General features: G+C 51.4%; 20 protein-coding genes. 17 read left to right on the top strand and 3 right to left on the bottom strand.

The genetic code is table 11. The features are described from left to right. The first annotated feature begins 2 nt into the window (after positions 1 to 2). Genes eutB through eutR form a run of 5 tightly spaced genes read left to right on the top strand, consistent with a single transcriptional unit; the run spans position 3 to position 4599 of the window. Complete coding sequence (gene eutB, locus LA337_16510) at positions 3 to 1364, top strand: ethanolamine ammonia-lyase subunit alpha (GenBank protein ID UBI14770.1); 1362 nt, start codon at positions 3 to 5, stop codon at positions 1362 to 1364. A gap of 20 nt (positions 1365 to 1384) precedes the next feature. Further along, positions 1385 to 2287 carry an ethanolamine ammonia-lyase subunit EutC gene (gene eutC, locus LA337_16505; protein ID UBI18494.1) on the top strand — a complete coding sequence of 301 codons (903 nt, stop codon included), beginning with the start codon at positions 1385 to 1387 and terminating at the stop codon, positions 2285 to 2287. 9 nt (positions 2288 to 2296) lie between these two features. Beyond that, on the top strand, positions 2297 to 2956 hold the full coding sequence (gene eutL, locus LA337_16500) for an ethanolamine utilization microcompartment protein EutL (protein ID UBI14769.1): 660 nt from the start codon (positions 2297 to 2299) through the stop codon (positions 2954 to 2956). Between the two features lie 11 nt (positions 2957 to 2967). Next, on the top strand, positions 2968 to 3498 hold the full coding sequence (gene eutK / locus LA337_16495; protein UBI14768.1) for an ethanolamine utilization microcompartment protein EutK: 531 nt from the start codon (positions 2968 to 2970) through the stop codon (positions 3496 to 3498). 48 nt (positions 3499 to 3546) lie between these two features. Continuing rightward, positions 3547 to 4599 carry an HTH-type transcriptional regulator EutR gene (gene eutR / locus LA337_16490; protein ID UBI14767.1) on the top strand — a complete coding sequence of 351 codons (1053 nt, stop codon included), beginning with the start codon at positions 3547 to 3549 and terminating at the stop codon, positions 4597 to 4599. Positions 4600 to 4698: 99 nt separating this feature from the next. Here eutR and hemF read toward each other — a convergent pair whose 3' ends face one another. Further along, entirely contained in the window at positions 4699 to 5598 is a 900-nt protein-coding gene (hemF, locus tag LA337_16485; protein UBI14766.1) for an oxygen-dependent coproporphyrinogen oxidase, read from the bottom strand. A 2-nt stretch (positions 5599 to 5600) separates the two neighbouring features. Next, positions 5601 to 6470, bottom strand: a complete 870-nt coding sequence (amiA, locus tag LA337_16480) for an N-acetylmuramoyl-L-alanine amidase AmiA (protein UBI14765.1) — start codon at positions 6468 to 6470, stop codon at positions 5601 to 5603. Positions 6471 to 6682: 212 nt separating this feature from the next. Between amiA and LA337_16475 the strand changes: the two genes are divergently transcribed. The 6 genes from LA337_16475 to LA337_16450 all read left to right on the top strand — a co-directional run bounded on the left by LA337_16475 (position 6683) and on the right by LA337_16450 (position 12381). Beyond that, positions 6683 to 7108 (top strand): GNAT family acetyltransferase, encoded by a 426-nt coding sequence (locus LA337_16475; GenBank protein ID UBI14764.1) that lies wholly within the window; start codon positions 6683 to 6685, stop codon positions 7106 to 7108. After that, positions 7095 to 7544 carry a DUF2919 domain-containing protein gene (locus LA337_16470; protein ID UBI14763.1) on the top strand — a complete coding sequence of 150 codons (450 nt, stop codon included), beginning with the start codon at positions 7095 to 7097 and terminating at the stop codon, positions 7542 to 7544. Before LA337_16475 ends, LA337_16470 begins: the two co-directional genes overlap by 14 nt. Before the next feature lie 59 nt (positions 7545 to 7603). Continuing rightward, positions 7604 to 8179: an RpoE-regulated lipoprotein gene (locus tag LA337_16465; GenBank protein ID UBI14762.1), complete on the top strand. Its 576-nt coding sequence runs from the start codon at positions 7604 to 7606 to the stop codon at positions 8177 to 8179. A gap of 93 nt (positions 8180 to 8272) precedes the next feature. Further along, positions 8273 to 9172, top strand: a complete 900-nt coding sequence (yfeX, locus tag LA337_16460; protein UBI14761.1) for a porphyrinogen peroxidase — start codon at positions 8273 to 8275, stop codon at positions 9170 to 9172. 453 nt (positions 9173 to 9625) lie between these two features. Continuing rightward, positions 9626 to 11002 carry an argininosuccinate lyase gene (argH, locus tag LA337_16455; protein UBI14760.1) on the top strand — a complete coding sequence of 459 codons (1377 nt, stop codon included), beginning with the start codon at positions 9626 to 9628 and terminating at the stop codon, positions 11000 to 11002. Positions 11003 to 11064: 62 nt separating this feature from the next. Then, the gene (locus tag LA337_16450) at positions 11065 to 12381 is read left to right on the top strand and encodes an anaerobic C4-dicarboxylate transporter (GenBank protein UBI14759.1); all 1317 of its coding nucleotides are present in this window, start codon (positions 11065 to 11067) and stop codon (positions 12379 to 12381) included. A 124-nt stretch (positions 12382 to 12505) separates the two neighbouring features. On the opposite strand, the gene LA337_16445 is transcribed toward LA337_16450, so the two are convergent. Continuing rightward, the gene (locus LA337_16445) at positions 12506 to 13822 is read right to left on the bottom strand and encodes an anaerobic C4-dicarboxylate transporter (protein ID UBI14758.1); all 1317 of its coding nucleotides are present in this window, start codon (positions 13820 to 13822) and stop codon (positions 12506 to 12508) included. 144 nt (positions 13823 to 13966) lie between these two features. Here LA337_16445 and LA337_16440 point away from each other — a divergent pair, with 144 nt between their 5' ends. The 6 genes from LA337_16440 to cysA all read left to right on the top strand — a co-directional run bounded on the left by LA337_16440 (position 13967) and on the right by cysA (position 19559). After that, entirely contained in the window at positions 13967 to 14623 is a 657-nt protein-coding gene (locus LA337_16440) for an FCD domain-containing protein (GenBank protein ID UBI14757.1), read from the top strand. A gap of 173 nt (positions 14624 to 14796) precedes the next feature. Beyond that, positions 14797 to 15588, top strand: a complete 792-nt coding sequence (gene ucpA / locus LA337_16435; protein ID UBI14756.1) for an SDR family oxidoreductase UcpA — start codon at positions 14797 to 14799, stop codon at positions 15586 to 15588. Between the two features lie 158 nt (positions 15589 to 15746). Beyond that, positions 15747 to 16763: a thiosulfate/sulfate ABC transporter substrate-binding protein CysP gene (gene cysP, locus LA337_16430; protein ID UBI14755.1), complete on the top strand. Its 1017-nt coding sequence runs from the start codon at positions 15747 to 15749 to the stop codon at positions 16761 to 16763. Next, positions 16764 to 17597: a sulfate/thiosulfate ABC transporter permease CysT gene (gene cysT / locus LA337_16425; protein ID UBI14754.1), complete on the top strand. Its 834-nt coding sequence runs from the start codon at positions 16764 to 16766 to the stop codon at positions 17595 to 17597. It begins immediately after the preceding gene. Beyond that, positions 17597 to 18472 carry a sulfate/thiosulfate ABC transporter permease CysW gene (cysW, locus tag LA337_16420; GenBank protein UBI14753.1) on the top strand — a complete coding sequence of 292 codons (876 nt, stop codon included), beginning with the start codon at positions 17597 to 17599 and terminating at the stop codon, positions 18470 to 18472. The genes cysT and cysW overlap by 1 nt, the downstream gene beginning before the upstream one ends. Further along, positions 18462 to 19559 carry a sulfate/thiosulfate ABC transporter ATP-binding protein CysA gene (gene cysA, locus LA337_16415; GenBank protein ID UBI14752.1) on the top strand — a complete coding sequence of 366 codons (1098 nt, stop codon included), beginning with the start codon at positions 18462 to 18464 and terminating at the stop codon, positions 19557 to 19559. The genes cysW and cysA overlap by 11 nt, the downstream gene beginning before the upstream one ends. Positions 19560 to 19623 lie beyond the last annotated feature (64 nt).

Here is a 19623-nt window from a genome sequence, read left to right as displayed (position 1 = left end):
TTATGAAACTAAAGACCACATTGTTCGGCAATGTTTATCAGTTTAAGGATGTTAAAGAGGTGCTGGCAAAAGCCAACGAACTGCGTTCGGGGGATGTGCTGGCAGGGGTAGCTGCAACCAGTTCACAGGAGCGCGTGGCGGCCAAGCAGGTGCTGTCGGAAATGACGGTGGCGGATATCCGCAATAACCCGGTGATTTCCTATGAAGAAGACTGCGTGACGCGTCTGATTCAGGATGACGTCAACGAAACGGCCTATAACCGCATCAAAAACTGGAGCATCAGCGAACTGCGCGAGTACGTGCTGAGCGATGAAACCTCCGTGGATGACATTGCGTTTATGCGCAAAGGGTTAACGTCAGAAGTGGTCGCAGGCGTGGCAAAAATTTGCTCCAACGCGGATCTGATCTACGGCGGTAAGAAAATGCCGGTGATCAAAAAGGCCAACACTACCATTGGTTTGCCGGGCACCTTTAGCTGCCGTTTGCAGCCGAACGATACCCGTGATGACGTGCAGAGTATTGCCGCGCAAATCTACGAAGGGCTGTCATTCGGCGCGGGGGATGCGGTGATCGGCGTTAACCCGGTAACGGATGACGTGGAAAACTTAAGCCGCGTACTGGATACCGTGTACGGCGTCATCGACAAATTCAACATTCCGACCCAGGGCTGCGTACTGGCGCACGTTACCACCCAGATCGAAGCGATTCGCCGCGGCGCGCCGGGCGGGCTGATTTTCCAGAGTATCTGCGGCAGCGAGAAAGGCTTAAAAGAGTTCGGCGTTGAGCTGGCTATGCTGGATGAAGCACGTGCAGTGGGGGCTGAGTTTAACCGCATCGCCGGGGAAAACTGCCTGTACTTCGAAACCGGGCAAGGGTCTGCGCTCTCTGCTGGCGCTAACTTTGGTGCCGATCAGGTGACGATGGAAGCACGTAACTACGGGCTGGCGCGCCACTACGATCCGTTCCTGGTGAACACCGTGGTGGGCTTTATCGGGCCGGAGTATCTGTACAACGACCGTCAGATTATTCGCGCGGGTCTGGAAGATCACTTTATGGGCAAGCTGAGCGGTATCTCAATGGGCTGTGACTGCTGCTACACCAACCATGCTGATGCTGACCAGAACCTCAACGAAAACCTGATGATTTTGCTCGCCACCGCTGGCTGCAACTACATCATGGGCATGCCGCTCGGTGACGACATCATGCTCAACTATCAGACCACCGCGTTTCACGATACCGCCACCGTCCGTCAGTTGCTGAATTTACGGCCGTCGCCGGAGTTTGAACGCTGGCTGGAAACCATGGGCATTATGGCAAACGGTCGCCTGACCAAACGGGCGGGCGATCCGTCACTGTTCTTTTGATGACGCGGGGATGACACATGATGGATCAAAAGCAGATTGAAGAAATTGTACGTAGCGTGATGGCATCAATGGGGGAGTCGCAGCCGCAGGCTCAGGCTCAGACGCCGTCAGCACAAGCAAAATGCAGCACCACGCAGTGCGCCGCGCCGACTGGTGAAAGCTGTGCGATGGATTTAGGCTCCGCCGAAGCCAAAGCGTGGATTGGCGTTGAGGATCCGCATCGTGCAGATGTGTTGACCGAACTGCGTCGTAGCACCGCAGCGCGCGTATGTACCGGCCGTGCCGGTCCTCGCCCGCGTACTCAGGCGTTGTTGCGTTTCCTTGCCGACCATTCGCGTTCGAAAGATACGGTCTTAAAAGAAGTGCCGGAAGAGTGGGTAAAAGCTCAGGGGCTGCTGGAAGTGCGCTCGGAAATCAGTGACAAAAATCTGTATCTGACGCGTCCGGATCTGGGGCGTCGTCTGAGTGCGGAAGCCATTGAAGCGCTGAAATCACAGTGTGTAATGAATCCGGATGTACAGGTAATTATCTCTGATGGCCTGTCGACTGATGCTATCACCGCCAACTACGAAGAGATCCTGCCGCCGCTGTTGTCGGGCTTAAAACAGGCCGGATTGAAGGTGGGGACGCCATTCTTTGTTCGCTATGGTCGCGTGAAAATCGAAGATCAGATCGGCGAACTGCTGGGCGCGAAGGCGGTGATCCTGCTGGTTGGGGAACGTCCGGGCCTTGGCCAGTCTGAAAGCCTTTCCTGCTACGCCGTCTATTCGCCGCGTGTGGCGACGACCGTTGAAGCTGACCGTACCTGTATCTCGAACATTCACCAGGGCGGTACGCCACCGGTTGAAGCGGCGGCGGTGATTGTGGATTTGGCCAAGCGCATGCTGGAGCAAAAAGCATCCGGCATCAATATGACCCGTTAAGGAGGCATCATGCCAGCATTAGATTTGATTAGACCTTCAGTCACCGCAATGCGCGTGATTGCCTCGATAAATGACGGTTTTGCCCGTGAACTTAAATTACCGCCACATATACGTAGCCTCGGACTCATCACAGCAGATTCTGATGACGTGGCGTATATTGCTGCAGACGAAGCGACAAAACAGGCAATGGTCGAAGTGGTTTATGGCCGCTCGCTGTATGCCGGCGCGGCGCACAGTCCCTCTCCAACCTCGGGCGAAGTACTGATTATGCTCGGAGGGCCAAACCCGGCCGAAGTTCGCGCAGGTCTGGACGCGATGGTGGCCAATATTGAAAGCGGCGCGGCGTTCCAGTGGGCGAATGACGCAGAAGATACCGCTTTCCTGGCGCACGTGGTTTCGCGTACCGGGTCGTATCTTTCGGCTACCGCAGGATGCCGACTTGGCGATCCGATGGCGTATCTGGTGGCGCCGCCGCTGGAAGCGACATTTGGCATTGATGCTGCGCTGAAATCTGCCGATGTACAACTGGTGACCTACGTCCCACCGCCGTCAGAAACTAACTACTCGGCCGCGTTTTTGACCGGGAGCCAGGCCGCTTGTAAAGCTGCATGTAACGCCTTTGCCGATGCCGTTCTGGATATTGCCCGTAATCCAGTCCAGCGCGCGTAAGAGAGGTTGTGATGATCAATGCACTGGGATTACTGGAAGTGGATGGCATGGTGGCTGCTGTGGATGCGGCAGATGCCATGCTGAAAGCCGCGAATGTGCGTCTGCTTAGCCACGAAGTGCTCGATCCTGGCCGGTTGACGCTGGTGGTGGAAGGCGATCTGGCGGCGTGCCGCGCAGCGCTTGATGCCGGCAGCGCCGCCGCAGCGCGTACGGGCCGTGTTATCAGCCGTAAGGAAATAGGCCGGCCGGACGATGACACCCAGTGGCTGATCGGCGGTTTTAAGCGCCAGCCGAAGAAACCAGAACAGAAGCCAGAAGTGAAAGCAGACGTAAAGGCAGAGAAGACGCAGGACGCCCCGTTGACGCCTGAGTCCTCTGAGCAACTTCTGACGCTGTTGGCATCGGTCCGTCAAGGAATGACGGCAGGGGAAGTGGCTGCCCATTTTGGCTGGTCACTTGATGAAGCCAGAAGGGCGCTGGAACAGCTCTTTTCTGGCGGAGCGTTGCGTAAACGCAGTAGTCGCTATCGCTTAAAAAACTAACCTGTCGGAGGGCCGGGGGCTTCGTTGAAGCTTCCGGCTTAAAAGATCATGAAAAAGAAACGTACTGCAAACCTGCACCATCTTTATCATGAAGCATTACCCGAAGACGTTAAACTTACGCCGAAAGTGGAGGTGGACAACGTTCACCAACGGCGAACAACGGATGTGTATGAGCATGCGCTGACGATTACCGCATGGCAGCAGATCTACGACCAGCTGCATCCGGGAAAATTTCATGGCGAGTTCACGGAAATCCTGCTCGACGATATTCAGGTGTTCCGTGAATACACCGGACTGGCACTACGTCAGTCGTGTCTTGTCTGGCCGAACTCCTTCTGGTTTGGTATTCCGGCCACGCGCGGCGAACAGGGATTTATTGGCACCCAGTGTCTCGGTAACGCTGAAATTGCCACCCGACCTGGCGGGACGGAATTTGAACTGAGTACACCGGATGACTACACCATTTTGGGTGTCGTAATTTCGCAAGAGGCGATTGCCCGCCAGGCCAACTTCCTCCACAACCCGGAAAGGGTGCTGCATATGCTGCGTAACCAGTCGGCGCTGGAGGTAAAAGAGCAACATAAAGCTGCGCTATGGGGCTTTGTGCAGCAGGCGCTGGCGACATTTAGCGAGAATCCGGAAAACCTCCATCAACCTGCGGTACGCAAAGTGCTGGGCGATAACCTGTTGCTGGCGATGGGCACAATGCTGGAAGAAGCGCAGCCGATAATCACGGCCGAGAGCATCAGCCATCAGAGCTATCGTCGCCTGCTGTCGCGTGCGCGCGAGTATGTGCTGGAAAATATGTCAGAGCCGCTGACGGTACTCGACCTGTGTAATCAACTTCACGTCAGCCGTCGGACGCTGCAAAACGCTTTTCATACGATACTCGGAATTGGTCCGAACGCATGGTTAAAACGTATTCGTTTGAACGCCGTGCGTCGCGAGCTGATAAGCCCATGGTCGCAAAGCGCGACGGTAAAAGATGCCGCCATGCAGTGGGGATTCTGGCATTTGGGGCAGTTTGCCACCGACTACCAGCAATTGTTTGCGGAGAAACCGTCGTTGACGCTACATCAGCGTATGCGCCAGTGGGCGTGATGACACTATTGTGCCGGATGCGACGCTTTGCGTCTTATCCGGCCTACGGGGCTGTGCCGTTGTAGTTGTAAGCCTGAAAAGCGTAGGGCTATCAGGCAATTACACCCAGTCGCGGACCTGTATAAACTCGCTAAGGGCGGCTTCCGGGCTGTTCGCTTCCGGCTGCCAGTCATACTCCCAGCGCACCAGCGGCGGCATCGACATCAGAATCGATTCCGTACGCCCGCCGGTCTGTAAACCAAATAACGTGCCGCGATCCCACACCAGATTAAATTCCACATAGCGCCCGCGACGATAGAGCTGGAAATCGCGCTCGCGCTCGCTCCAGCTCATCGCTTTGCGGCGTTCGACGATCGGTAGATACGCTTCGGTGTAACCTTGTCCTACCGCCTGCATAAAGGCGAAACAGTGGTCGAAATCCGGCGTATTCAAATCGTCAAAAAACAACCCGCCGATGCCACGCTGTTCGTTACGATGCTTGAGGAAGAAGTAGTCGTCGCACCACTTCTTGTAACGGGGATAAACGTCATCACCGAACGGTTGGCACAGATCCCGCGCCGTGCGGTGCCAGTGAACTGCATCCTCATCAAAGCCGTAGTAGGGCGTTAAGTCAAAGCCGCCGCCAAACCACCAGACCGGATCAGCGCCCGGTTTTTCCGCGATAAAAAACCGTACATTGGCATGACTGGTCGGAATGTAGGGATTCTGCGGATGCACCACCAGTGAGACGCCCATGGCTTCAAAGCTGCGCCCGGCAAGCTCCGGGCGATGCGCGGTAGCCGAGGCCGGCATTGCCTCGCCGTGGACATGGGAGAAGTTAACGCCCGCTTGCTCGAAAATACCGCCGTTACGTAGCACCCGACTGCGACCGCCGCCGCCCGCTTCGCGCTGCCAGTTATCTTCAACAAACTCAGCGCCATCTACGGCGGATAACTGCTGGCAAATATTATCCTGCAGGCTGAGCAGGAACTGTTTTACGCGCTGTGCATCGGGCTTCATGGTTAACGTTTCTTCGAGTGTGCTTTCTGGTTATCAAACCAGTGGAAATAGCTGATGATGCCATTGGCGATAGCGGTGGCGATTTTCTGGCGAAATGCCGCCGTACCCAGCAGACGTTCTTCTTCCGGGTTGGTAATGAACGAGGTTTCGACCAGTACCGACGGAATTGATGGTGATTTTAACACCACGAAGGCGGCCTGTTCGGTGCTGCGACTGTGCAGACGGTGTACCGGCTTGATCTTCTTAAGAATATGCGAACCTAACGTCAGGCTGTTTTTAATGGTGTCAGTTTGCACCAGATCGAACAGCACCTGCTGCAGCAAATGGTCTTTGTCGGTGGCCTTCTTTCCGGCCACTTCATCGGCCCGGTTTTCACGATCGGACAGATACTTCGCCATGGCGCTACTGGCACCGCGATTGGATAACGCAAAGACTGAAGCACCTGCCGCGCTTGGGTTGGTAAATCCGTCGGCGTGGATCGACATGAACAGATCGGCGCCATGTTTATGGGCGATCTCGACGCGATCGTAAAGCGGAATAAACGTATCGCCGGAGCGGGTCAGGCGTGCATCAATCCCCTGGTTGCGTAGAATCGAGCGCACGTTTTTGGCAATTGCCAGTACCACATGCTTTTCCTTCGAGCCATTGCGACCAATTGCGCCGGTATCAATTCCTCCGTGACCCGGATCAAGAACAACAACGCGCTTAGCGCCGGATTTTTTCGCTTTCGGTTTGCTGTGGCCATTGCTGGTCTTAAGCGCTTCTTCTTTAGCGATGGCTTGCGACATGCCTGACAGCGTCAGGGCGGCCAGCCCGGCTTTCAACACCTGGCGGCGCGATGTGAGTGTTTTTAGTGGTTTAAAAGTGCTCATACGGCCTGAGTTGTAAAAAAAAGGTTCTAAACGTTATATCGTATCGCGTTGTCCGTTGCGACGGATCGGGATAAGAATTGTTTTACTTTTCATTTCAATACGTGACAATTCCGTATTATGCCATTTTTTCCGCCGCTTCGCGTCAGATATTGGCTAAATCAGCCGTTCGCGCCATAATCGCTTTTTAACGTCCTGAAAAGGTAACCAATACCATGGAAATACGCGTTTTTCGCCAGGAAGATTTCGAAGAGGTGATCACCCTCTGGGAGCGCTGTGATTTGCTGCGTCCATGGAACGACCCTGAAATGGACATCGAACGTAAAGTAAATCATGACGTCAGTTTGTTCCTGGTTGCTGAAGTGAACGGCGAGGTGGTCGGTACGGTGATGGGCGGATACGACGGACATCGCGGCTCGGCCTATTACCTGGGCGTGCATCCTGAGTTTCGCGGCCGCGGCATCGCCAATGCGCTACTGAACCGGCTGGAGAAAAAGCTCATTGCCCGCGGTTGTCCGAAGATTCAAATCATGGTGCGTGACGATAACGACGTTGTACAGGGCATGTATGAGCGTCTGGGTTATGAGCATGCGGATGTACTCAATCTGGGTAAGCGCTTGATCGAAGATGAAGAGTACTGAGTTTCATCCGGCCGACTATGACGGTCATGGGCGTCTGCGCCTGCCTTTTCTGTTCTGGTGCGTACTGCTGTTGCAGGCGCGCACCTGGGTTCTGTTCGTGATTGCCGGTTCTTCACGTGAACAAGGCAACACGTTGCTGAATCTGTTTTATCCCGATCATGACGCATTCTGGTTGGGATTGCTTCCCGGCGTTCCCGCGGTGCTGGCGTTTTTACTCAGCGGGCGACGCTTTGCGTTTCCGGTGATATGGCGCTGGCTGCGCGGATTACTGATCCTCGCTCAGTTGGTGCTGTTGTGCTGGCAGCCGACGATGTGGCTGGCAGGCGATCCGGTCAACGGCGTCGGGCTGGCGCTGCTGGTAGCGGATATTGTCGCGCTGATCTGGCTATTAACCAATCAACGCCTGCGCGCCTGTTTTTCCTTTGAGAAAGAATGACGGCACTTTTCTTTGAAACCGGACTCCAAGCAACGTTGATAAATAAGGAAGGAAGTGAAATGAAATCACTGCGTTTGACTTTATGCGCGATGCCGCTGCTACTGACCGGGTGTTCAACGTTGTCGTCGGTAAACTGGTCTGCCGCCAATCCGTGGAACTGGTTTGGTTCTTCAACGCAGGTCACTGAGCAGGGCGTCGGCGCGTTAACGGGCGCGACGCCGTTGGATGAAAAAGCCATTGCTGATGCGCTGGACGGTGATTACCGCCTGCGTAGCGGGATGAAGACCGATAACGGTAATGTGGTGCGCTTCTATGAAGCGATGAAAGATGACAAGCTGGCGATGGTCATCAATGGCAGCCAGGGAACCATCAGCAGAATTGATGTATTGGACAGCGCTATCTCGTCCTCCGCGGGTGTTGAAATGGGTACACCGTTTAGTGACCTTTACACTAAAGCTTTCGGTAATTGTCAGAAAGCAACCGGAGATGACAGCGCGGGCGTAGAGTGTAAAGCTGAAGGAAGTCAACATATTAGCTATGTCTTTTCCGGTGAGTGGAGCGGGCCTGAAGGCTTAATGCCGTCTGACGACACGTTGAAAGCATGGAAAGTAAGCAAAATTATCTGGCGGCGTTAATTTGCGTCTGAACAAATCAGCTTGTTAAAAAAACAGGTAGAATAGCGCCCAACAATGCCACGATGTCGTGGCATCTTTTTTTCAGGAGGAACAATGTCTCAGGTTCAGAGTGGCATTTTGCCAGAACATTGCCGTGCGGCGATTTGGATTGAAGCCAATGTTAAAGGCGACGTTGAGGCCCTGCGAGCGGCCAGCAAAATCTTCGCCGATAAGCTGGCGACCTTCGAAGCTAAGTTCCCGGACGCGCATCTGGGCGCGGTTGTCGCTTTCGGCAACAATACCTGGCGTACGCTGAGCGGCGGCGTTGGCGCAGAAGAGTTAAAAGACTTTATCCCTTACGGTAAAGGCCTGGCGCCAGCCACCCAGTATGATGTGCTGATCCATATTCTCTCTTTGCGTCATGATGTGAATTTCTCCGTCGCGCAGGCGGCAATGGAAGCATTTGGCGACTGTATTGAAGTCAAAGAAGAGATCCACGGTTTCCGTTGGGTTGAAGAACGCGATCTCAGCGGCTTTGTTGACGGTACGGAAAACCCGGCAGGCGAAGAAACGCGCCGTGAAGTTGCCGTTATCAAAGATGGCGTGGATGCTGGCGGCAGCTATGTGTTTGTGCAGCGTTGGGAACATAACCTGAAGCAGCTTAATCGCATGAGTATCCATGACCAGGAAATGATGATTGGTCGTACTAAAGAAGCCAACGAAGAGATCGACGGTGATGAACGTCCGGTCACCTCTCACCTGAGCCGTGTCGATCTGAAGGAAGACGGTAAAGGACTGAAAATTGTGCGCCAGAGCCTGCCATACGGCACCGCCAGCGGCACGCACGGTCTTTACTTCTGCGCCTATTGCGCCCGCCTGCACAACATTGAACAACAGCTGTTGAGCATGTTTGGCGACACAGACGGTAAGCGCGACGCGATGCTGCGTTTCACCAAACCAGTGACCGGCGGCTATTACTTTGCCCCATCGCTGGATCGTTTATTGAGCCTGTAATTTTTGTGCCAGATGGCGGCGTCAGCGCCATCTGGTAAAAAATAGCTATTCCCCAAGCCACACAACGTCTGCCATGTCGATAATGCACCCGCATTGATGCTCTCCCTGGAAAATCTCTCCCCAAGTTCAGTGCTATTAACCTGCCAGTTTATTCGTATAACAACAGTATTAAATGCCACTATTTAGAATCAATAAGCTATTAATAACAATTTATTACTTTAAAAATTCTGAATATATCTGAAATAAAAAATGATTTAAATGTGATAAAGATCTGATTTTTTCGCGTGATTCACAAAAATAAATACGCTAATAAGTGTAATTAATTCCTATATAAATTGATTTAATGGCTTCATTTGTTGACAATTAAAATGACAGTCTTGTAATCTGAAAATGACCGAAAAATAACGGAATTTTTATTTAACTATTTTGCAACAAAAACTCCCTGGAGGTTTTATGTCTACAAAATTATGGGGTGGGCGCTTTGATATGCCTACAAATAAACTGGTTGAATCCTATAACGCGACAATTATGTTGGAACAACGTCTCTGCCCTTTCGATATTCAGGGGAGTATTGCTCATGCCACTATGTTGGGCCGTCAGGGAATTATCACGCAGGATGAAGCGAATAAGATTATTGCTGGCTTAAGGCAAGTAGATAAAGAGATTAAGGAAGGGCAGTTCGTTTTTGATACCGTTGATGAAGATATTCATATGGCGATTGAGAGACGTATGACAGAAATAATTGGTCCTGTTGGCGGGAAGTTACATACAGGCCGAAGTCGTAATGACCAAACGACTGTTGATTCTAAAATGCATATGAGATCAACTATTCGGGAAATTCAGCAGGATATCGTTAATCTGCAAAAAGTTATTATCAGCAAAGCTGAAAATAACATTAATGCGATTATGCCCGGTTATACTCATTTGCAGACCGGGCAGCCCATTCTTCTGTCGCACTGGATAATGGCATATTACTGGATGTTACGCCGTGACTGGACCCGTTTTGAAGACCTTTATCAACGCATGGGGGAATGCCCTTTAGGTTCAGCGGCCCTTGCTGGTACAACTTTCCCCATTGATCGTGATTTCACGGCTCAAGAGCTTGGTTTTGACAAGCCGACTGAGAATAGTATTGATTCTGTCAGCGATCGCGACCATATGGTTGAATTCACTGCTGCAGCGGCTATGTGTTTTATGCATCTTACCCGTTTGTCTGAAGAGCTGGTTTTATTCTCAAGTCAGGATTTTAAATTTATTGAGCTTTCAGATGATTTCTGTACCGGCTCCAGCATTATGCCACAGAAGAAAAATCCCGATGTGGCCGAAAAAATGCGTGGTAAAGGTGGGCGTATGTACGGAAATCTAATGGCGATGCTGACCATCATGAAAGGTATTCCTCTCGCCTACAATACTGATATGAGTGAGGATAAAGAACAGGTCTATGACTCTATGGATACCTTACAGACCAGTTTGAAAATTATGGCGCCGATGCTCGAAAAAATGGTTATTCTCTCAGAGAATACTCGCAGCGCAGCAGCGAGAGGTTTTTCAAACGCGACCGATATGGCTGACTACCTGGTTCGAAAAGGAATCCCTTTCAGGGAAGCTCACCATATTGTTGGCAGTGCTGTTAATTACTGTATAAAACATAGAAAAATGTTGGAAGAACTTACCCTGGATGAATTCCATTCATTTGATGATAAGATTGATAATGATATTTATGAGAGTATATCTCTCGAAGCATGTATTAAATCAAGAATGTCTTATGGTGGAACTGGCACTGACGCTGTTAAAAAACAGATCGAAGTTGCTAAATCATATTTAAACTAATCCTGAGCATAATAATTAATATCTCCCGGATGCAATATCCGGGAGATGCTTAGAGGTGAAAAATGGATGCTTTATTTTTTATACAATTACTAATTGTACTCGCCTGTATTGGTATAGGCGGGCGTTATGGCGGAATGGGGCTTGGTGCTGGTGGAGGACTTGGCGTTGCAATATTAGTTCTGGGCTTTGGACTTAAACCCTCCACACCATCTATTACTGCAATGTTAATTATTATTTGCGTGATTGGCGCTGTCAGCGTATTACAGGCCGCTGGAGGACTTGATTATCTTGTGCGTGTGGCTGAAAAATTACTGCGTAAAAAACCACAGGCTATTACTTTTGTTGCCCCAATATTAACTTCCATATTTACACTATTCTGTGGCACTACTTACGTTGCTTTCTCTTTGTATCCGGTTGTCGCTGAGGTTGCTGCTGAAGCAAAGGTCCGTCCGGAGCGAGCGTTGTCCGCAACGGTTATTGCGGCCAGTGTCGCGGTTGCAGCCAGTCCGATGAGTGCGGCAACCGCGGGGATGCTGGCAATCCTGCATGAATATGCTGGGATTACTCTTGGGCAAATACTGACAATTGCTCTCCCTTCATTCTTTTTGGCTGCCATTGTTACCAGCTTTTCGGTTTATAAACGCGGAAAAGAGCTGGAGGACGATCCGGAATTTCAGAGGAGAGTAGCCGCTGGCGAATATGAGTTCATGCATACTGAGCAGAAAAAAGAATATGTTGCTACGGCCGGCGCTAAAAAAGGCGTTGTGATCTTTGCGATTGGCGTAGTACTGGTGCTTATTTTAGGTTCTTTTACAGGGTTACTTCCTTCCTGGGATGGAAAAAGACTGTCAACCCCAATGGTTATTCAGATGATTATGTTGACAGCAGCTTTGTTTATTATGATCGTCAGTAAAGTACCAAGCAGTAGCTTGAATAGCGGCTCAGTCTTCCGTGCTGGTTTAATGGGGGTGGTGGCAATCCTTGGCGTTTCATGGATGACTGCGACGTTTTTTGATGCCTATCAGCCAGAATTGATTAAGGTCTTTGGTGGCATTGTAAATGGCGCTCCAATGCTATTTGGTGTGGTTGTATTCTTGTTCTCTCTGGTCATTATGAGTCCTGCGGCGACGGTAGCTGCCATCATGCCACTTGGTGTTACCTTGGGTATACCAGCCCCGTTTCTTATTGCTATTTTTGCCTGTACCTGTGGTGACTTCATTATACCGGGAGCAAATCAAATCGGTTGTGTTGCATTTGACCGAACAGGTACCACAAAGATTGGACGCTTTGTTGTCAACCATAGCTATATTCGTCCGGGCTTTGTCATGGTCATCTCTCAGGTAATTTTTGCTTATCTAATTGCTCAGGTTGTTCTGTAAAGTACGTTCTGTGGAAAACTGCAGTGGCGATATTCAAAAATGAGTAATGGGCATCCTCTCTGAGCTCGTTCAGGGGGGATGCCATGAAGAAAAGGTATTACCACAATTAACGAGCTCTCTCGCTCTACATCAGCATTCTGGAAAAAAGGAAGCAAAAAAGGGTTGATGCTACAACGGTAACAAGGCCTGGTAGCATGTAGCTGTGATTAACCACATACTTGCCAATTCGAGTTGTCCCGGTTCGATCAAACGCCACACAGCCGATCTGTGCCCCTCCAGGAATAATGAACGATCCACAAGTAAGCGGGAGCAGGGCGACCAGAGTTTCTGCCGGATATCCCATTAACACGCCAGCGGGGAGTAGCGCTACAGCAGTTGCAGCTGGGCTATAAATTACGGCAGAAAGGCCAAAAACAATAATGCCAAACAATACGGGATTCTGAAAACCGTGGAAGGCAGTGTTAAATAATTCGTGCCATGCCTCAAAGAAGGAGTTCATCATCCATGACAGACCAAATATGGCGACGACACCTACAAGACCTGCTTTAAAAACTGAACCTGAATCTAGTTTTGATGGAGAAATTCGGCACACCATCATAATAATACATGCTGTTGTCAGCATAACTATTTGCAGTGTGGTTGGGATACTCATACGTTCCATTCCGCTACCGTTATTCCACTGTGGACGTAACTCAGGAATTGAACCCATAAGCACCACCAGAATGATACCGGTAAGGAAAATCAGCAATCCTCTCTTCGCTTCTTTTGTCACTATATTGGCGGTTCGCTCTTCAGCTTTTACTGATTCAAACTCACCTTCAGCAACCCTGCGTTGGAATTCCGGATCGTTTTTAAGCTCATGACCTCTCTTAAAGACGAACAGGCAGCCGACAATACAGCCCAGGAACGTTCCGGGAACGGTGACCAACAAGATATCTAAAGCAGAGACATGTAATCCAGCAAGGACAGCAATTGTCCCTGTAACGACCGCACTGACTGGGCTGGCAATGAGCCCAAAATTGGCAGCGATTACTGACATAGACATGGCCCTTTCTGGCCGTACCCTGGCATCTGCTGCAATTTCAGCAATTACTGGATAAACGGAAAAGGCAACATACCCTGTTCCGCAGATAGCAGTAAAAAGGTAAGCGACGGCTGGGCCGAGAAAAGTGATAGCGCCTGGCCACTTTCTGAGGATCCGTTCTGCCATCGTAACGAATAAATCAAGCCCACCAGCCGCCTGGAGGATTGTGATGCATGTGATAACCGCAAGGATAATAGAAATAACAGTAATAGGAGGTGAGTCGGGGGGGAGCCCAAAACCAAAAGTCAGGATAGCGAGTCCCAACCCGCCAGCAGCCCCGAGGCCAATCCCGCCAAAACGCCCGCCTATACCGATACATATCAGTACTATCGCAAACTGAGTTACGAATAACACCATAATTAATTCCTTTTTATTAACAAATGACCTGATATAATTTGAATAATAGGGGCTATAATCTTACCATAACAGTATATTAAGCAATCTAACTTATTAGATTATTTATACTCATGATTTTTACAGCACTTTAATCAGAGAGTGTTTATGGATAACAAAAACGAACTGTTTGAAAGCATTAAAAATTATCTGCTTGATGATGCTAACCGCAATGCTGATGGGCGCATTGAAACTGAAACTGAACTTGCTGTTCGTTTTAATACATCAAGATATAAAGTTCGTCAGGCGCTCAGTACGCTGGTACAGATGGGAATGCTTGAACGTTCTCCCCGTCGTGGTAGCGTCTTGAAAAATTTGGAACAGCACAATATAAATCACCAGTTGTTAATGCAGTTTGATTTGTCCGGGTTTGATATCACGGAATTTACAGAGGCAAGGATCCTGATTGAGTGTGCGATTATCCCTCTGGCAACGCGTAGAATCTTCCCGGCAATGCTCTCCAAACTTGAAAATGAGCTAAGGCTTATTGAAGAAAATGCGGATAACCCCCTGGTGGCCGATCGTCACGATAGAGATTTTCATTTGCTCTTGCTACAGGCGAGTGGCAATCGAGTGCTGCAGGTTTTCTCAGATGTCCTGATTACTTATTTTGAGAAAACAAGGGAGTCGTTACCTGCGAACGATCGTCAGTATTTTCTTGATACGGCGACAAAGCAGAGGGAAATACTGCTTCATATTAAGAAAGGGGATGCGCAGATGGCGTCGGAGTTGATGAGAGCACATTTGCTGGAAAAACGGCTGTAAATCTTCTGATAACGTAGTCAGAACATGTTTGCTGTTGGGTCCCCGCATCGTCGGGGATTTTTTTACCTGAGATTAACCTGATTTAGTGAGCTATTCCTCAGCACTAATTTGTTATTGCTGTATCTTCTGCGTGAATGAAGTGAATGCTTCATATTCAAAAGGAGAATATTGAAATGGGAAAACTCACGGGCAAAACAGCATTGATTACGGGCGCATCTCAGGGTATTGGCGAAGGGATTGCCAGAACGTTTGCCCGCCATGGCGCGAACTTAATCCTGCTGGATATCTCCGATGAGATTGAAAAACTGGCGGATGAACTGGCTGGGCGTGGACACCGTTGCACAGCCGTTCATGCTGACGTCAGAGATTTTGCGTCGGTAGCGGAAGCGGTAAAACGCGCGAAGAAAATCGAAGGCAAAATCGATATTCTGGTCAACAATGCGGGCGTCTGTCGCCTCGGCAACTTCCTTGATATGAGCGATGAAGATCGCGATTTCCACATTGATATTAACATTAAAGGCGTCTGGAACGTGACGAAAGCCGTTCTGCCGGAGATGATTGCGCGCAAAGATGGGCGCATCGTGATGATGTCATCTGTGACTGGAGATATGGTTGCCGATCCGGGCGAAACGGCTTATGCGTTGTCGAAAGCCGCAATTATCGGTTTGACCAAATCCCTGGCGGTCGAATACGCGCAGTCCGGCATTCGCGTGAATGCCATTTGCCCGGGCTACGTTCGTACGCCGATGGCGGAAAACATCGCTCGTCAGTCTAATCCGCAGGATCCGGAATCCGTATTAGTCGAAATGGCGAAAGCTATTCCGATGCGCCGTTTGGCCTGCCCGCTTGAGGTCGGTGAACTGGCGGCATTCCTGGCGTCGGATGAGTCCAGTTACTTAACTGGCACGCAAAATGTGATTGATGGCGGCAGCACCCTGCCTGAAAGCGTTAGCGTTGGCGTCTGATTGATGCCGGTCTCCTCCCTGGTGAACCTGGGGAGGTGCCCCCCTTATTCTCTTTTCAACTTTCAAATCATCAAACGGTATATAAAACCGTTACTCCTTTAGCACTGGTTATAAATATGATGACCATAAGAAAGTCATTTAATTTATAAGGGTGCGCAATGGCCGTTAACTTACTGAAAAAAAGAACCCTGACGCTGGCAGCAATGCTGTTGCTGGTGGGTCAGGCGCAGGCAACGGAACTGCTGAACAGTTCATACGATGTTTCCCGCGAACTGTTTGCCGCCCTTAACCCGCCGTTCGAACAGCAATGGGCGAAGGATAACGGCGGTGACAAACTTACGATTAAACAATCTCATGCCGGGTCATCAAAACAGGCGCTGGCGATTCTGCAGGGACTGAAAGCCGATGTGGTGACCTATAACCAGGTGACCGACGTACAGATCCTGCATGACAAGGGCAAACTGATCCCCGCCGACTGGCAAAGCCGTCTACCGAATAACAGTTCGCCATTCTATTCCACCATGGCGTTTTTGGTGCGTAAGGGTAACCCAAAAAATATCCACGAATGGAACGACCTTGTTCGCCCGGACGTGAAGCTGATTTTCCCGAATCCGAAAACCTCCGGGAACGCGCGTTATACCTATCTGGCAGCGTGGGGCGCGGCAGATAAAGCGGATGGGGGCGATAAAGCCAAAACCGAACAGTTTATGACCCAGTTTCTGAAGAACGTGGAAGTGTTTGATACCGGTGGTCGCGGTGCAACGACCACCTTTGTTGAACGCGGTCTGGGTGATGTGCTGATCACGTTTGAATCGGAAGTGAATAACATCCGTAAACAGTATGAAGACCAGGGCTTCGAAGTCGTGGTGCCGAAGGTCAACATTCTGGCGGAGTTCCCGGTGGCCTGGGTAGATAAAAATGTGCAAGCCAACGGTACTGAAAAAGCGGCAAAGGCGTACCTGAACTGGCTGTACAGCCCGCAGGCGCAGACCATCATCACGGATTACTACTACCGGGTGAATAACCCGCAGGTGATGGACAAGCTGAAAGACAAATTCCCGCAGACCGAGTTGTTCCGCGTGGAAGACAAGTTTGGCTCGTGGCCTGAGGTAATGAAAACGCACTTTGTCAGCGGCGGTGAGCTGGACAAACTGTTGGCGGCGGGGCGTAAGTAAATGTTTGCTGTTTCTTCCCGACGCGTGCTGCCCGGCTTTACCTTAAGCCTGGGCACCAGCTTACTGTTTGTCTGCCTGATATTGCTGCTGCCGCTCAGCGCGCTGGTGATGCAATTGGCGCAAATGAGCTGGGCGCAATACTGGGATGTAATTACCAATCCGCAGGTGGTAGCAGCTTATAAAGTGACGCTGCTGTCAGCGTTTGTGGCATCGATTTTTAACGGCGTGTTTGGTTTGCTGATGGCGTGGATCTTAACCCGCTATCGCTTTCCGGGCCGTACGCTGCTGGATGCGTTAATGGATCTGCCGTTTGCGCTGCCTACGGCTGTGGCAGGCCTGACGCTGGCATCGCTGTTTTCAGTCAACGGTTTCTACGGCGAGTGGCTGGCGAAGCTGGATATTAAGGTGACCTACACCTGGCTCGGCATCGCAGTGGCGATGGCGTTTACCAGCATTCCGTTCGTGGTGCGTACCGTACAGCCGGTGCTGGAGGAGTTAGGCCCGGAATATGAAGAGGCGGCGGAAACGCTCGGCGCCACCCGCTGGCAGAGCTTTCGTAAAGTGGTGCTGCCGGAGTTGTCTCCCGCGCTGGTGGCGGGCGTTGCGCTGTCGTTTACCCGAAGCCTCGGTGAGTTTGGCGCGGTTATCTTTATCGCCGGGAACATCGCATGGAAAACGGAAGTGACCTCGCTGATGATTTTTGTTCGCTTGCAGGAGTTTGACTACCCAGCCGCCAGCGCGATTGCTTCTGTGATCCTCGGGGCGTCGTTGCTGCTGCTGTTTTCAATTAACACCCTGCAAAGTCGCTTTGGTCGACGCGTGGTAGGTCACTGATGGCAGACATTACCCAATTGAAACGCTATGGCGCACCCCGCATCAACTGGGGTAAATGGTTTTTGATCGGCACGGGCATGCTGGTCTCCGCCTTTATTTTGCTGGTGCCGATGATTTATATCTTCGTGCAGGCGTTCAGCAAGGGGTTGATGCCGGTATTAAATAACCTGGCTGACCCGGACATGCTGCATGCCATCTGGCTGACGGTACTGATTGCGCTGATTGCGGTGCCGGTGAACCTGGTGTTTGGTGTGTTGCTGGCCTGGCTGGTGACTCGCTTTAACTTCCCCGGCCGTCAGCTGTTGCTGACGCTACTGGACATTCCATTTGCCGTTTCGCCGGTGGTCGCCGGTCTGGTCTATCTGCTGTTTTACGGCTCTAACGGTCCGCTTGGTGGATGGCTGGATGAGCACAACCTGCAAATTATGTTTGCCTGGCCGGGGATGGTACTGGTGACGGTATTCGTGACCTGTCCGTTTGTGGTGCGCGAACTGGTGCCGGTGATGTTAAGCCAGGGCAGCAATGAAGATGAAGCGGCTGTGTTGCTGGGCGCGTCCGGCTGGCAGATGTTCCGACGCGTTACGCTGCCAAATATTCGTTGGGCATTGCTGTACGGCGTGGTGTTGACCAACGCGCGTGCGATTGGCGAGTTTGGCGCGGTGTCGGTGGTTTCCGGCTCGATTCGGGGCGAAACCTTGTCGCTGCCGCTACAGATTGAATTACTGGAGCAGGACTACAACACGGTCGGCTCCTTTACCGCCGCGGCGCTATTAACGCTGATGGCGATTATTACCCTGTTTTTGAAGAGCATGTTGCAATGGCGTCTGGAGAACCAGGAGAAACGCGCGCAGCAGGAGGAAAACCATGAGCATTGAGATTGCCAATATTAAGAAGTCTTTTGGTCGCACCCAGGTGCTGAACGATATCTCGCTGGATATTCCTTCAGGTCAGATGGTCGCGCTGCTGGGGCCATCCGGCTCGGGAAAAACCACGCTGCTGCGCATTATTGCCGGACTGGAGCATCAGTCCAGCGGGCATATCCGTTTTCACGGTACCGACGTCAGCCGATTGCACGCCCGCGACCGTAAGGTGGGGTTCGTGTTCCAGCACTATGCGCTGTTTCGTCATATGACCGTTTTCGACAACATCGCTTTTGGCCTGACGGTCCTGCCACGGCGTGAGCGCCCGAATGCGGCGGCCATCAAAGCAAAAGTGACCAAACTGCTGGAAATGGTTCAGTTGGCTCATCTGGCGGACCGTTTCCCGGCACAGCTTTCCGGCGGGCAAAAGCAGCGTGTGGCGTTGGCGCGTGCGCTGGCGGTAGAGCCACAGATCCTGCTGCTCGACGAGCCGTTTGGCGCGCTCGATGCTCAGGTGCGTAAAGAGCTGCGTCGCTGGCTGCGCCAGTTGCATGAAGAGCTGAAGTTTACCAGCGTGTTTGTGACCCACGATCAGGAAGAAGCGACGGAAGTTGCAGACCGTGTGGTGGTGATGAGTCAGGGCCATATCGAACAGGCCGATGCGCCGGATCAGGTATGGCGCGAACCGGCTACTCGTTTCGTCCTGGAATTTATGGGTGAGGTTAACCGCCTGCAGGGGACGATTCGCGGTGGACAGTTCCACGTGGGCGCACATCGCTGGCCGTTGGGCTACACGCCAGGCTATCAGGGACCGGTGGATCTGTTCCTGCGCCCGTGGGAAGTGGATGTCAGCCGTCGTACCAGCCTGGATTCGCCATTGCCGGTTCAGGTGCTGGAAGCCAGCCCGAAAGGACACTACACCCAATTAGTTGTGCAACCACTGGGGTGGTATAACGAACCGTTGACGGTGGTCATGCAGGGCGATAATTCCCCGAGCCGCGGCGAACGTTTGTTCGTTGGACTGCAAAATGCGCGTCTGTATAACGGCGACCAGCGTATTGAAACGCGTGAAGAGGAACTTGCCCTGGCGCAATCTGCCTGATAGGTTAATTTGCATAGTTATCGCCCGGTGGCGCTACGCTTACCGGGCTTTTTTATGAGCTGAA

It is taken from the genome of Citrobacter europaeus, assembly GCA_020099315.1.
GTDB classification, from domain to species: Bacteria; Pseudomonadota; Gammaproteobacteria; order Enterobacterales; family Enterobacteriaceae; genus Citrobacter; species Citrobacter europaeus.
The sequence above is the reverse complement of the archived record's forward strand: the minus strand, read 5'-3'. Positions and strand labels throughout refer to the sequence as shown.

Coding starts and splice junctions, on each gene's coding strand:
- eutB (UBI14770.1), top strand. CDS start 3: ATGAAACTAAAGACCACATTGTTCGGCAATGTTTATCAGTTTAAGGAT.
- eutC (UBI18494.1), top strand. CDS start 1,385: ATGGATCAAAAGCAGATTGAAGAAATTGTACGTAGCGTGATGGCATCA.
- eutL (UBI14769.1), top strand. CDS start 2,297: ATGCCAGCATTAGATTTGATTAGACCTTCAGTCACCGCAATGCGCGTG.
- eutK (UBI14768.1), top strand. CDS start 2,968: ATGATCAATGCACTGGGATTACTGGAAGTGGATGGCATGGTGGCTGCT.
- eutR (UBI14767.1), top strand. CDS start 3,547: ATGAAAAAGAAACGTACTGCAAACCTGCACCATCTTTATCATGAAGCA.
- hemF (UBI14766.1), bottom strand. CDS start 5,598: ATGAAGCCCGATGCACAGCGCGTAAAACAGTTCCTGCTCAGCCTGCAG.
- amiA (UBI14765.1), bottom strand. CDS start 6,470: ATGAGCACTTTTAAACCACTAAAAACACTCACATCGCGCCGCCAGGTG.
- LA337_16475 (UBI14764.1), top strand. CDS start 6,683: ATGGAAATACGCGTTTTTCGCCAGGAAGATTTCGAAGAGGTGATCACC.
- LA337_16470 (UBI14763.1), top strand. CDS start 7,095: ATGAAGAGTACTGAGTTTCATCCGGCCGACTATGACGGTCATGGGCGT.
- LA337_16465 (UBI14762.1), top strand. CDS start 7,604: ATGAAATCACTGCGTTTGACTTTATGCGCGATGCCGCTGCTACTGACC.
- yfeX (UBI14761.1), top strand. CDS start 8,273: ATGTCTCAGGTTCAGAGTGGCATTTTGCCAGAACATTGCCGTGCGGCG.
- argH (UBI14760.1), top strand. CDS start 9,626: ATGTCTACAAAATTATGGGGTGGGCGCTTTGATATGCCTACAAATAAA.
- LA337_16450 (UBI14759.1), top strand. CDS start 11,065: ATGGATGCTTTATTTTTTATACAATTACTAATTGTACTCGCCTGTATT.
- LA337_16445 (UBI14758.1), bottom strand. CDS start 13,822: ATGGTGTTATTCGTAACTCAGTTTGCGATAGTACTGATATGTATCGGT.
- LA337_16440 (UBI14757.1), top strand. CDS start 13,967: ATGGATAACAAAAACGAACTGTTTGAAAGCATTAAAAATTATCTGCTT.
- ucpA (UBI14756.1), top strand. CDS start 14,797: ATGGGAAAACTCACGGGCAAAACAGCATTGATTACGGGCGCATCTCAG.
- cysP (UBI14755.1), top strand. CDS start 15,747: ATGGCCGTTAACTTACTGAAAAAAAGAACCCTGACGCTGGCAGCAATG.
- cysT (UBI14754.1), top strand. CDS start 16,764: ATGTTTGCTGTTTCTTCCCGACGCGTGCTGCCCGGCTTTACCTTAAGC.
- cysW (UBI14753.1), top strand. CDS start 17,597: ATGGCAGACATTACCCAATTGAAACGCTATGGCGCACCCCGCATCAAC.
- cysA (UBI14752.1), top strand. CDS start 18,462: ATGAGCATTGAGATTGCCAATATTAAGAAGTCTTTTGGTCGCACCCAG.